The sequence below is a fragment of the Pricia mediterranea genome (assembly GCF_032248455.1).
GTDB classification, from domain to species: Bacteria; Bacteroidota; Bacteroidia; order Flavobacteriales; family Flavobacteriaceae; genus Pricia; species Pricia mediterranea.
This window is the reverse complement of record NZ_JAVTTP010000001.1, coordinates 358,148-370,767: the sequence shown is the minus strand read 5'-3', so window position 1 is coordinate 370,767 and position 12,620 is coordinate 358,148. Positions and strand designations below refer to the sequence as shown.

General features: G+C 46.5%; 12 protein-coding genes. 2 read left to right on the top strand and 10 right to left on the bottom strand.

Annotated features, from left to right (window positions below; all coding sequences use genetic code 11):
- Positions 1 to 197 precede the first annotated feature (197 nt).
- The 9 genes from RQM65_RS01475 to RQM65_RS01435 form a co-directional block, all read right to left on the bottom strand.
- Entirely contained in the window at positions 198 to 1,901 is a 1,704-nt protein-coding gene (locus RQM65_RS01475) for a flavin monoamine oxidase family protein (protein WP_314012205.1), read from the bottom strand.
- Positions 1,902 to 1,933: 32 nt separating this feature from the next.
- Positions 1,934 to 3,694, bottom strand: a complete 1,761-nt coding sequence (locus RQM65_RS01470) for an alpha-keto acid decarboxylase family protein (protein WP_314012203.1) — start codon at positions 3,692 to 3,694, stop codon at positions 1,934 to 1,936.
- 34 nt (positions 3,695 to 3,728) lie between these two features.
- Entirely contained in the window at positions 3,729 to 4,043 is a 315-nt protein-coding gene (locus RQM65_RS01465) for a RidA family protein (RefSeq protein WP_314016761.1), read from the bottom strand.
- On the bottom strand, positions 4,025 to 4,291 hold the full coding sequence (locus tag RQM65_RS01460; protein ID WP_314012202.1) for a hypothetical protein: 267 nt from the start codon (positions 4,289 to 4,291) through the stop codon (positions 4,025 to 4,027). The genes RQM65_RS01465 and RQM65_RS01460 overlap by 19 nt, the downstream gene beginning before the upstream one ends.
- 80 nt (positions 4,292 to 4,371) lie before the next feature.
- Complete coding sequence (locus RQM65_RS01455) at positions 4,372 to 4,764, bottom strand: nuclear transport factor 2 family protein (protein WP_314012201.1); 393 nt, start codon at positions 4,762 to 4,764, stop codon at positions 4,372 to 4,374.
- Between the two features lie 156 nt (positions 4,765 to 4,920).
- Complete coding sequence (locus RQM65_RS01450) at positions 4,921 to 5,466, bottom strand: acyl-CoA thioesterase (protein ID WP_314012200.1); 546 nt, start codon at positions 5,464 to 5,466, stop codon at positions 4,921 to 4,923.
- A gap of 209 nt (positions 5,467 to 5,675) precedes the next feature.
- Positions 5,676 to 6,446, bottom strand: a complete 771-nt coding sequence (locus RQM65_RS01445) for a hypothetical protein (protein WP_314012199.1) — start codon at positions 6,444 to 6,446, stop codon at positions 5,676 to 5,678.
- A gap of 56 nt (positions 6,447 to 6,502) precedes the next feature.
- Positions 6,503 to 7,468, bottom strand: coding sequence for a nuclear transport factor 2 family protein (locus tag RQM65_RS01440; protein WP_314012198.1), 966 nt, complete (start codon positions 7,466 to 7,468; stop codon positions 6,503 to 6,505).
- A 252-nt stretch (positions 7,469 to 7,720) separates the two neighbouring features.
- Entirely contained in the window at positions 7,721 to 8,251 is a 531-nt protein-coding gene (locus RQM65_RS01435; protein ID WP_314012196.1) for an ester cyclase, read from the bottom strand.
- A gap of 365 nt (positions 8,252 to 8,616) precedes the next feature.
- On the opposite strand from RQM65_RS01435, the gene RQM65_RS01430 reads away from it, so the two are divergent.
- Positions 8,617 to 10,422, top strand: a complete 1,806-nt coding sequence (locus RQM65_RS01430; RefSeq protein ID WP_314012194.1) for a histidine kinase dimerization/phosphoacceptor domain -containing protein — start codon at positions 8,617 to 8,619, stop codon at positions 10,420 to 10,422.
- A gap of 2 nt (positions 10,423 to 10,424) precedes the next feature.
- Positions 10,425 to 11,156 (top strand): LytR/AlgR family response regulator transcription factor, encoded by a 732-nt coding sequence (locus RQM65_RS01425; RefSeq protein ID WP_314012193.1) that lies wholly within the window; start codon positions 10,425 to 10,427, stop codon positions 11,154 to 11,156.
- 16 nt (positions 11,157 to 11,172) lie between these two features.
- Here RQM65_RS01425 and RQM65_RS01420 read toward each other — a convergent pair whose 3' ends face one another.
- Entirely contained in the window at positions 11,173 to 12,471 is a 1,299-nt protein-coding gene (locus RQM65_RS01420; protein ID WP_314012192.1) for a DEAD/DEAH box helicase, read from the bottom strand.
- Between the last annotated feature and the right edge of the window lie 149 nt (positions 12,472 to 12,620).

Sequence of the window (12,620 nt, the reverse complement as noted above, 5' to 3'; positions counted from 1 at the left end):
TTTTGCAGCCTAATTTTGCCTTTTTCTCGCACCGTAGCTCGACTATGCTGTTTAAAATGTCTTCATTGGGCCGCAAAAGCCAAAATTCTCGGTTCCAAACAAAAAGTCTAAATGAGTTCATAGGGTTGATCAAATTAATGGGCGCTTAGGGAACTATTTTCTGCTGGAACATCTGCTCCCGCAAGGAACAACAGTCTCTAAGACCCCATATTTGCCTCTTTGGTGTTCTTTGGGGCCTTAATCGTCTCCATGGGAATGCCCGACAGCCCTGAATCCTGGGTAAAGGACGATAGATCGAACGCGAGCCTTGAGACCAAGTCGCCCATGATCAAGGAGCCTTCTACCCAACCTTGTTCCGGGGACCAGGCCTCATTGCAGACAAAGACATTCTTGGCCGGCCAGGTGATTTGGGCGTAGACTTCCGCATCGACCTCATTGAGCTTGAATTGATGGTACCCATAACCGAATTCTCCCTGCCCCCAGACACGATAGGTGCTTAAAACGGGCATAGGTATGCTCGAATCATCGGGATCTAGACCATAGACCATTTTTATCTGTTTCATAACTTCCTCGACCAGATTGACGGTGGCCGGAAAAGTGCCTTCCGGATTATTTGGAAATTGTTGTGTATGGTACATGGGCCCATTGTTTTGCATTTCTTTCCAGAAATTTCCCCTGATGAAATCGGTATACAAGGTCAAGGCCGCCGGACCGTTGTACGTTTTATCCCTTTCGGGATGAGCGGGAAATTGCGCAAAGCAATATACCGACCCCAAGGGAAGATCTGTAAAGCTCGGGCCACTTGAAATATTTATGTCGGGATGGGAATGCCACCAGCGTTCATCAAAGTAAAGACCTACTTTGCTGAGCTCCATATTCTGAACACTGTTCATGGCACGCACAAAACCGACATTATCCGATAACAGTGGGGATGCCCGGGTAATTTGCTCAAGTCCCGTTTGGGGTACGGCCAAGATGACCTTGCCGGCCGAATAGGTATTTTTAGTGCCATATACGGTTGTGCCGTCACCCTCGTTTTCGATACTGGAAATCTCTTCTTTTAGGATAATCCGGGCGGAGGGATAATTTTCCTTGTTCAAAATCGCTGAGGTCAAGGCATCCGGTAGGGATTCGTACCCGTTTTCCAAGGCAAAGAAATGGGCCGCCGCCGGAAAATCAAAAATGATCTGTAAAGATTCGCCCGCATTGATAAACTGTCCGAACGGCCCCATAAAACCGATAACATGGTCTAGAAGTTCAATACTTTCCTCGGTAAGGCCGTACGCGTGAAGCAGGCTCCACAATCCCCATTGGTTCATAGGCACTGGGTTGCCGTTGGCATCGGGATAGGAAAACGTATTTCTGAACTCAATCCATGTTTCAGGACTATGTGGCCATTTGAGCGCCAGGTGGCCCCCTGGATTTTTGTCCAAAATATCCTGCATGACTTTCGCCAAAATTTCGATAGGCTTTATATTTTGTTCTTTCTCCGATAGGTTGTAAAGGGTCGACCATTTGGCATTGCTATTGGCTTCCGACTCCCCAAGGGTAAACGATTCGCCCCGGAAATAATACCTGTTATTTTCATCCGCCATGGGGAAGGGTACGGTGTTCAGCCCGAGATCATCAATGAGTTTCCACAGATTTTCCATGCCGGTGCCCTTTGGCACGAAACGCATGCCGCCTTCTTCATCACGTACCTCGTATACCTGGCCGTCCTTACCTTTGATCGGTACAGTAGTCGTTTCAAGACGACCCCCGGTGCGCCCGAGTTTATCGACGATGGTGACCTCTAGGTTCGGATCATTGTTCAATGCCCGCCACGCCACGAAGAGGCCGGCCATTCCGGCACCTACTATCAACGCATCACATGCTATGGTCTGGGATCTGGATTTTTTCATAATCTTTTGATTTTGACTTTCAGTCTCTTATTTCAACTTCCCGGCACGAAGCGTTTCCATGCGATAGGGTAGTCCCTCTCATTTAAATTTATATTGACCAACCAAGCGGCGTTCGGATTTTGATCGATGCTCGCCAGTATCTGTTGTAGGTCGGCGACCGTATTTACGTTGGCACTCTTACCGGCACTGGTGTCATTATTGGAAAAAGCGTTCATTAGGCTCACATAATCCCATTGTTGAAGCACGTTGGCGGCTTCAAATGGTGCATTGGAACCGGTCTCGAAGGGTTTCGGGTCGAGCAGGATTTGCTCTACCGCGTAGACCTTGTTGTTGAAGACGAAAACAACAGTGTTCCTCTTTTCCATGACCATGGTTGATATGGCTTGGCAGGTAAGCTTGAAAGCACCATCGCCTACGGTCACAATGGTCCTTGAATCGGGGGTGAAGGATGCTCCTAGGCCCGCTGGCACGCTCCAACCGATCGAGGCCCAGATATTTTGTCCCAAATATCCATTCTGCCGTTTGGTCTTTAAAAAGGAAGACCCACCAAAGGTAGAGAGCCCTATTTCCGAAACCAGTATATGTTCAGGTCTTAGATAGTTGCTCATCACGTCAAAAAAGTGGTCGTAAGTAATCACATCCGTAGGCGAAGGTATTGCCGGCATGGGCGGATTACCCGGGGGTTGGTTCCAGACCGGGTTATATCCTTTGGTCCGTATTCTCTCGATTAGTGCGTCCATTAGATTTTCAAGGGAAACTTGTGCGTATTGTTTCCCACCGACTTTTACCATCTCCCTCGATGCGAATATGGGTGCCGCATCATTTGGGGTGACATTGGGAGGACCGAAATTGTTCAAGTCGGTATTCCAAACGCCCAAGCCGATCAAACAGTCGTTACTATCGGCTATCGAAGCCGTGTAGGGCTGTGTAAAAACATTGTCCCATTGTCCAATATACCATGCGTTGTTCTCGGCGATGACCGATTTGCCTAACAGACTGGTAGCAAAGGGTGCTTGTATGGCATCTAACAATTGCTGGAATTTTGATTGCAGCCTTTGGGTTCCTATATCTTTACCGGCCAGTAAGATCGGTCTTTTACTGGCGACAAGTTGCCCGTAGATAGCATCGGCCGAATCGTTGACGGCCTTTACGATCTGTGCTGCGTATTTGTTCGGGGGTTCCGTAGCGGCCATTTGCTGTAATACGGCGAACGATTCGTAGGAAGCAACCGGAGCCAAGGTCCCCTCCGGGGCGGGGCACGGCATGTAGTAACAATCTTCCATTATTTCCAGGGCCGCCGGCCTACTTTGGCTGATGCAGGCGGTAATGACCGCATCGATTTGAGCTGGGGCCGCCATGGGGTTGCTTATCCTTTCGAAGGCAACGGTAACCTCCTTGAACACGGTTTTATTGAAATCGGTGTCATTGACCTGATGGTGGTAGAGTTCCGCCTCGTTCATTTCCTGCAACAATTTTGTGTTGCTCAAAGTGCCAATGATCAATACAACGGGTATCTTTTCCACATACGCCCCCCCGATGGCGTTGAGCGCACTAAAGGCACCTACGCCCGTGGTAACGGCCATCGCCCCTAGTCCGTTTGCCCTTGCATATCCATCGGCGGCATAGCCAGCATTTAATTCGTTGCAGTTGCCTATTCTTTCAATAGTGCTCTGTTGGTCGACTATTTCTAGGAAATCACTGGTATAGTCGCCGGGAACGGCGAAGAGATGGTTGACTCCCAATTGCTCAAGGCGGGTGGTAAGGTAGGTACCTACGGTTATCTGATTTGCCATATATATTGACTTAGTATGAATAAAAATTACGCTGTTATGTTTTTACCAAGAGGGATATAGAAATTTCGACGGAAATATTAAAGGCCAGGGAGTTCATGCCCACTGCTGCCCTTGTATGTCGGCCGTTCTGCCCAAAAATGCTTACCAACAAATCAGAACACCCATTGATCACATCAGATTGGGCCGTAAATGTCGGCGTACAGTTGACCATGCCGTTTACTTCTATGATTTCGACCACATTATCAAGGGTCTTGACGGCTAACCGGACCATAAGCAACAAATTGATACAGGTCAGGCGGGAAGCTGCGTACCCCTGCTCGGTCGTATTTTTTAAGCTACCTGCATTGATAATACAACGGGTTCCAATACAGTGTGCCTATCTTTTATTCCTTGGTTCTTTGGGTCATTGATGATAGCTCCAAGCATTTCTACATCTGCATCTTCAAAAACTACCATAACGGAATTTGGGTCGTCGGTATCTTGAAAAGTCCTGAAACTGGATACTGCGGGAGCGAATAGATCTACCCGGTCTTGATGGCCTTTAAGCCACACGTCAAAGTCTCCTACTTTGTGTCTTCCTACGATTGTTTTTTTCATTTTCCTCTATTTTTGTTTTTATGTTTACTCTAATCAGTTTTCAGCTTCTCTGTTTACACTCTTTGTTTTAAGATGACGTTCTATTTATTCTCAGCTTCCGCTAATTGTTTGGTATCGACATATTGTTGAAAACCGATGACCTTACCATCTTTAAGGGTCCAATGATGTGCGGCTTGAGCATTTATAGACTTGCCGGTCTTTATATATTTACCATGGTACCGTAGGGTAGCCAATACTTGATCGTTAGACATCCCGTGCAGTTTTATGTCGACAAGCCGAAAATTTTCCCATTCGGCGCCGAGCCTCCCAAAAACGCCGTTCATCACTGCATCCGGGCCTTTATATGGGTTGCCATCGGCCAAGGAGTTTCCTTCGGCCTCGTTCCAGACAATATAATCGTCCATACCCGCAAGAACGGCGGGGATATTGCCTTCGGCAAAGGCATTATACATGTCTTTGATAATGGTTTTCATTATATTAGGTCTTAGCTGAAACAAGATTTGAACGTATTCGGACTATGTAAATTCGATTTTATTGTCGGTCGGCAACTGTTACCTCTCCGTCGATACCGCTCAAATCGGGACGGAACAGCCACAATTCAGATTCCCCGCCTTCGATATTTTTCGTTTTCAAATTGAGGAATCGGTCGAGCTTTTCAAAAGCTGGTAATCCCCGTCGAAAACTTGCTGTATTTTTTGGGAAATGTTCATTTCATTTTGAGTTAAACCACAGTTTTTAAAAATCTTTCTGATATCCTGTGCTTTATTATTTTTCCAAAAAGCGGCTTTTGTGTACCCTATTGCGCAAACTTCATCTTTTTGGGTAAAAATATGTTTATGGTAGACCCATTTGTCGTCCCAACCTTCGACTGCCAATGTAATATGGAAGGTAGACCACATTTTTAAGGGTTTTTTATAGATAATCTTTTGGGAGCCCAGAACGGCAAACATCCCTTTTTTTACCGTATTCTGGTATAACTTGGAGCGGAACATCTTTTCAAACCTAATGAAATCCATGTAATAGGCATATTTAGAATTGGACATGTACCGAAATGTGTCGCAGTCTAAAAGGCTGACCCATCTTTTTCTAGTTTGGTTGGAAACCAAATCCACTTTGTCCCAGAATAATTTTGAACCTATAAAAATATATAGTATGTGAAGCCAGTAGTATAGCATCGTTTAAATATTCTTTGTTTGTCAAGCCTGACAGGTTTTAAATACGGTGGCATTTTTTTCACCCGGTCTCAGATCTTTGGTCATGTTGCCGCCTAAACTCCCTGCCGAACGTGATGCTTCCCGGCCCATCCGGACGGTCATGGAATAAACTAGTGAAGAGGCTAGTTGCTGGCATCTTCTTCCCTGGTTCGATCAGCTGTAGGGTTGTTTTATTTACGATCCGCAACGTCGACCTTGCCATTTATACCGCTCAACTCGGGACGGAACAGCCACAATTCAGATTCCCCGCCTTCGGTAACGGCATACCAGTCTTGAAGGAATTGTTCAAAACCGCCTTCTCCATGTACTTCATCGTATTTCGCCGCAAATTCGTTGTCTTCGCCCATCCAGGCCGATTTGTCAAAAAAAGAAATGACTACGAGGTCCCTGCCCTCCTTGGTACTGCTCAATTGATTGGTATAGATACCATAGGTTTCATCAGGGAATTTTTCGGCATAGACCTTTCCTATTTTTTCTACGAGTGCCATGGCCTCTTTGCCCTTGCCCCTTGTAATGTCATGATAGTCCACCAGCATGTTTTTGATGGTGAAATCTTTGGAAAATCGGCTTACGTGAGTTTCATGTTTCCAATAGCCCGTAGTACCACTGCCTGGGGCAACGTAGGCCAGCACATTGGAGTTCCAATCGGCATCGTGGCCTTCTTCTTCTCCGGGACGGCCGTCAAGGGCACTCCACGGGAGGGGGCCCATCGTCCAGTTATAACTACCGGTGTTCGGTCCGCTACTGATCCAGTAGATCCTTGCGCCGTAGGGCCCATCCCCGTGGAATTTTTTATTGTGGGCCGCCAACCCTTTTTCAAATTGGGCTATCTGGGTCGGGTTCGGTGTCAGAATTGCAGTTTCAAAAATCAGATACTCGTTTTCACTTTGCGCCAGTGCCATTAGAGGTACTAGAAGCATTAAAAGAATTGCTTTTTTCATAATGATAAAGGTTGTGTCTCCCTCCATCGGGCGGTCGACAGGTTAGTATTGCTCTGTTAGTTACTGGCTACTTTGACTGGCTGCTCCATTAGTTTTTCGTTATAATAGGCGGCCTCACGGATAATCTTTCCTTCCCCGTCAAAATCATGGAGGTAAAACATGGGGAGTTCGATGGCCATCTTATCCGATTTTCTGATCAACTGAAAATTCCACCACGATTGTACGACCCGTCCGTTGTCCATCTCGTATTCCAGATAGTCCGGATATCCCGACATCTCAATATGCTTGATCTCAAATTGCTCCAAAACTTTTTTATCGAGCGCCTTTTGTTCCTCCAAAGAAACTCCCCGGGTCTTGAACGAGCTGAGATTGCCGAACCGGGCATCCTTATCGAAAAAACTGTAGACTTTTTCCATATCCCCCTTTTCCAGGGCATACACCATTTTTCTCACGGTATTGATGTTGTCGTGGTGGTTGTATATGGTGCCATTGGTCCGGTCCGCAAAGCTTGCCCTAATCTCATCGATGACACCCCCGTTGCTGTAGGTAATGATCCTTTTGATTTTATCATCCTTGGTAACGTCATATTGGCGATGCGCCGCGGCATCGATTTTTACTCCCGTGGTTTTATGGACTCCTTTAACTTGGTTCCAGGTCAGAACGGTGGTAAGGTTTTCCTGTTCCCTTTCCTTATACTCAAGCGCATCTGGATAGGAACCAGGGAACGGTTCGATCGAATAATAATCGAGCTGATCGTGATAGAGCATGACATTCCTTATATAGGCTTCTTGATCCATGCTTTGTCCCAAGGGGTCGTCAGAGGTACCATTATACGCCGTGAAGTCCTCGGCCATATATTGAACCAATTGGGTGGTGTCTCCGGCCACGGAAGCTTTTACGAAATTCTGCACCACGTTAATTGCCGGGTGTTCGATATAGATTTTCCCGTTCGTTTTCTTTTGGGCGAATAGGGCCGGAAGGCTTAAAAAGGCAAGCACGAAAAGTGTATTTTTTGCTTTCATAACAGTATTGATTTTAGTTAGAAGAATATTTAATTGGTTTCGTATTCGAACGTCATTTTAAAAAACAGGCAGGCCTGATAATGGTGTAAAATCGAAATTGGTCATTAAAACGCTAATTCAAATAAACCTACTCTCTGTTCTACCATTCAGTTTCCCCCAAAACTGTCGGCCTGCCTGTCTACCATTCATATTTCGTAACTTATTCGGAAGGGGAGTACGCCAGTCTCGGAAGCATGGCCCCCTCAAAACCCCTCACTCCATTATCGGTGCGACCATCGAATATCCCCAATCTTCCATCGTGCCCATTACGTCAAAATAGGCGGTTTCGTGTACCAGTTTTCCTTGGTCGTCAAATGTTAGGATACTAAAGCCCTCGGTTATGCTTTTTTTGCCTGTTGGTGGATTGTCTCCCAACATACCTGTATTCGTTCCGGTACAGGTCCAATTGGTGTAAGTTCTGTTTTCTACCACTATGATTTCCCGTTCGACTATCTTGAAATCGGGCATCGCCGTGTGCCAAAACTCCATGGTTTCCGACAATCCCGATCGGTTGCTCGAAACAATTTTCCCGTTGACGTTCCGTACCGTGTTCCTTATGGCTGTGGCTTGTAGCAAATTACTGTCTTGATCGCTCCATGCCTTTAAATAATTTTTACTGGCCATTTTCAACCGTTGTTCTATAGTGACGGCATCGGCCTTGACCGGTTTCTTTTTCGCAGGATCAATACAATGCACCAACAGAAGCAAAAAGACCGTTACAGAAAACAAATTCGATTTCTTCATAGTAACAGAGTTTCGTTGATACCGGATACATTCGCTTTTCTGAATCTGGCACTAATAAAATTTATTTGGATGTATTTGCCATACGGATAAGGACGAACGCCAGCATTTACTGTCCGAAGCTTGTTTTTCAGTTATCCGAACAATATCAGGGAATAATTTTGTACATTTAACAATTGCGTTCTTCCCCCGGCCAATGACCAAACCGAGAATTAATGCGCTTTTCTCCAAAAGCCGTTTGCCTTTTTATCTTTTCTTTCCTGAATTGCTACTCTGCCTTTGCCCAATTTATTGACCTGAACAGCGAAAAGCCTTACAAAAGGGTATTCGTAGATACAGATAACTTCGGAATTTCTTACTTAGCCAAGTTGGAGAAATCCTACGATAAAGCCACTCCAGATTCCCTTCAATTTTCAATGCTCAACGATCTCGCCTATTATTGGCACACTAGAAATCTGTTTAAAGGGATGGGATTTACCCGAAAGGGATTGCAGTTGACGGCCGCTAAAAAAAACACCTTGTGGGAAGGAAGGTTTCAGATTACCCAAGGGGCCATCCTGCTGCGGATGGAAAAATTGGACAGTGCCGAAACCGTGCTCCGGGAGGCCTACAACAAGGTCTGCGAGAGCGACCTAGCCTTTTTGCACACCCAATTGGGCTACGTTTATGAACGCAGGGGGCAGTTGGACAAAGCGGCAGACCATGCGCTGCAATCTCTTGAACTGGGAAAAAAATTAGATGATATGAAGGCCAAAGCATTGGCCTATAGTGATTTAAGCAACCTGTTCTGGAAGCAGTCCAAATTCGAAACCGGACTGGAATATGGACTAAAATCGGTACAGATTTTTGAGGAACGGGGCATCACCGATCTCGATTACGATTTTACGCTCTACGTAGTGGGCAATAATTATTTAGCGTTAAACGATTTTGAAAATGCCCGTAAATACTATGAACACGCCATCGTTATCGGGGAGCGCTACGGTTTTTACAATAACCTGAGCGACGTGTATATCTCCTTGGTCGATCTGTACGCTTATTTGGGTACTTTCGAAAAAGCGGACCGGGCCGGTATGAGTGCCATAAAATATGCCGAACTGCTCGAAAATAATTTTATGGTTATGCGCTCATGGCTCTCCATCGGAAAACTTCGAAACAAGCAAGCTAATTTTGAGGCCGCCATAGAAAGTTTGCAAAAGTGCATCCATATCGCCACTGACAATTTTGGCGACGAGTACTACTTGAGCCAGGCATACGAGGCATTGGGGAAAGCCTATGCCGGGAACCATGAGTACCAGAAGGCTTACCGGGCCTTCGCCGAGTACGACACCTTGAAGAGCAGAATCTTTACCGCAGAGGCGGATCAACGCATTTCCCTGCTCCGCACCGAATTCGAGGTGGCCGATAAGGAAGGCACCATTACGCTCCAAGAAAATCTGATTCAAAAACAGAAGGCTCGGCAAACTTTGATTATTGTTATTGCCGTACTGTTGCTCTTATTTCTGTTACTGGCGTACAAGGCCATTTCGAACAATCGTAAAAAGAATCGTATACTCCAAAAACAGAACACGGAAAAGGAGTTTTTGTTGAAGGAGATACATCATCGGGTCAAAAACAACCTGGAAATCGTGTCGAGCCTCTTATCGCTACAGTCCGCACAGATCAATGACACCGATGTCCTGAACGCCATGGCCGAAAGCAGGCACCGAGTACAGAGTATGGGCATGATCCATCAAAAATTGTATATGGGCAAGAATTTGGCGGCGGTGGAAATGAAGGATTATTTTAGAAATCTGGCCGATTACATCGTCGATGCCTACGGAATGGAAAAGCGGATTTGTATCGATGTGGCAATGGATGCATGTGAACTTGATGTCGATATGGCGATTCCCGTGGGGCTTATCGTCAACGAATTGCTGACGAACTCCTTAAAATATGCATTTCCGGACGGACAAAAAGGGAACATTCACATCAGTCTGGAAAAAACAGATGACCAGCTTAAGCTCGATGTTACCGACGATGGGGTGGGGATGCAGGCCCACAACAATATACCGGGGACGGGATTTGGCACCCAGCTCATTCGGTTATTGACCAAACAACTGGAGGGCAGAATGGTGTTGAATACCCATAAGGGCACCTCGGTATGCATTCGATTCCAATCCAAAAAAGCGGCATGACCATGGAGCATGCAACCCGTATCTTGATTGTTGAAGACGATATGGTCATCGCGGCCAACCTATCGTTGCAGTTGACCCAATTGGGATATGAGGTTACGGGTATCGAATCGCGTGGGGAGGAAGCGGTGTCCCATGCCCTGGCCAATCCCCCCGATATCATCTTGATGGACATTAACTTAAACGGAAAGCTGAACGGTATTGAGACCGTTTCGGCCATTCACAGCGAAAATCAGATTCCCATAATTTATTTGACCGCGAACAGCGATGAAACTACTTTTTTAAAAGCCAAACAGACGCGGCCTTGGGCTTTTATTACTAAACCCTTCAACCGACTAAACCTACAACGGGCCCTAGCACTGGTCGTGGAACAAGGAAAGGAAATGGCTGACCCGAAGGTGCCAATGCCGGAACTGCAGGTGTTGGAAGACCGTATCTTTATCAGGCACAACGGAAAAATGGAAAAACTATTATTGGAAGATATACTGTATATCGAAGCGGATCGGAATTACTCGAACATAAAAACCCTTTCTTCCGCGTACCTGCTGGCCAGCACATTAAAAGTTTTGGAAGAAAAGCTGCCAGCAGCCTTTTTTATGCGTGTTCATCGGTCGTATATGGTAAATATTTCAAAACTGGATGTCATTGGGGACGGCCATTTGGAAATCGGCCGAAAAGTCATCCCGATCAGCAAGTCGTACAGAGAACGCTTGTTAAGTCGTATTCGGCGGGTCTGAAATCTTGTAAGCCGTGTTAGTTCCTTCCTCGCGACTTGTTGCTATCCTTACGGTTCCGGCTTCTGTTCCTTGACGTACCGCCACGATAGTTAGAACGGCTCCGGGTGCGATTTCTTGAACGGTTGCGGTCGGGGTTCTGCTTCCGTCGGGGTTCCGGCTCCGTAGCATCTTCCTCATCCCCATCGACGAACTGATGTTCCGGCATTCGGGGTACCTCTTGTTTGATCAATTTTTCGATATCCTTTAAGTACGGCCTCTCTTCCTTGTCGCAAAAAGATAGCGCCATTCCACTGGCATCGGCCCGCCCCGTACGGCCAATTCGGTGTACGTAGGTTTCGGGTACATTCGGCAAATCGTAATTTATGACCAAATCCAAGGCTTCGACATCGATACCGCGCGCGGCAATATCGGTGGCGATCAATATCCGTAGCTTTCCCTCCTTGAACGCGCCTAAGGCCTTCTGCCGAGCGGCTTGGGACTTGTTGCCGTGAATGGCTGCGGAGCGGATGTCGCCCTGGGCCAGTTTCTTTACTATTTTGTTGGCTCCGTGCTTGGTTCTGGAAAATACGAGAACGGAAGCCTCAGGCCGTTCCGTAACGATGTGCTTCAGTAGTTTGACCTTGTTTATTTTAGATACAAAATACACCCCCTGGTCGACCTTTTCAGCGGTAGGCTGCTCCGGCTTGATGGTCACCCGTTCAAAATCACCAAGTATTTTTCGGGACAGGTCCACGATGGATTTCGGCATGGTAGCCGAAAAGAAAAGGGATTGGCGTTTTGGGGGCAGTTTGGCGATAATTTTTTTGATATCGTGAATAAAGCCCATGTCCAACATCTGGTCGGCCTCGTCCAACACCGCGAACTCCAGGTCGCGGAAAGAGATATAGCCTTGGCCCATAAGGTCCAACAACCTCCCGGGAGTGGCGACCAAAATATCTACCCCTCGATCTAAGGCCCGGGTCTGGCTACCTTGTTTTACGCCACCGAAGATGACGGTGGTCTTAAGGTTGGTATACCGGCCGTACGCCGTAAAACTTTCTCCGATTTGAATAGCCAGTTCTCGGGTAGGCGTCACCACCAAGGCTTTGATTCGCCGTTTACCGGATTGGCCGTTTTGGGAATTGTGCAGATAATTGAGAATGGGAATACCGAAAGCAGCAGTTTTTCCGGTGCCGGTCTGGGCTACGCCCAAAAGGTCTTTTCCGCGAAGTAGAATGGGAATCGCTTTTTCCTGTATGGGGGTGGGATGGGTGTATCCTTCTTTCTCGACCGCTTTTAAAATGGGTTCGGCCAACCCGAGTTCTTTAAATGTCATATTTTGGTATAAGCGGCGAAGATAGTTTAAAAAGATGTAAGACTGTTAGACGTAAGAGGTAAGACTGAAAATTAGTGGGTGGTGTGCCTACTGTGTATGGTGTGTTGAACAGGCAGTATTCAGTATCGTGTATTAAATATCAGATATTA

Excerpts from the sequence above, each read along its gene's own strand:
- RQM65_RS01470 (WP_314012203.1), bottom strand. The coding sequence starts at position 3,694 with ATGGCAAATCAGATAACCGTAGGTACCTACCTTACCACCCGCCTTGAG.
- RQM65_RS01420 (WP_314012192.1), bottom strand. The coding sequence starts at position 12,471 with ATGACATTTAAAGAACTCGGGTTGGCCGAACCCATTTTAAAAGCGGTC.
- RQM65_RS01435 (WP_314012196.1), bottom strand. The coding sequence starts at position 8,251 with ATGAAGAAATCGAATTTGTTTTCTGTAACGGTCTTTTTGCTTCTGTTG.
- RQM65_RS01440 (WP_314012198.1), bottom strand. The coding sequence starts at position 7,468 with ATGAAAGCAAAAAATACACTTTTCGTGCTTGCCTTTTTAAGCCTTCCG.
- RQM65_RS01475 (WP_314012205.1), bottom strand. The coding sequence starts at position 1,901 with ATGAAAAAATCCAGATCCCAGACCATAGCATGTGATGCGTTGATAGTA.
- RQM65_RS01460 (WP_314012202.1), bottom strand. The coding sequence starts at position 4,291 with ATGAAAAAAACAATCGTAGGAAGACACAAAGTAGGAGACTTTGACGTG.
- RQM65_RS01425 (WP_314012193.1), top strand. The coding sequence starts at position 10,425 with ATGGAGCATGCAACCCGTATCTTGATTGTTGAAGACGATATGGTCATC.
- RQM65_RS01445 (WP_314012199.1), bottom strand. The coding sequence starts at position 6,446 with ATGAAAAAAGCAATTCTTTTAATGCTTCTAGTACCTCTAATGGCACTG.
- RQM65_RS01450 (WP_314012200.1), bottom strand. The coding sequence starts at position 5,466 with ATGCTATACTACTGGCTTCACATACTATATATTTTTATAGGTTCAAAA.
- RQM65_RS01455 (WP_314012201.1), bottom strand. The coding sequence starts at position 4,764 with ATGAAAACCATTATCAAAGACATGTATAATGCCTTTGCCGAAGGCAAT.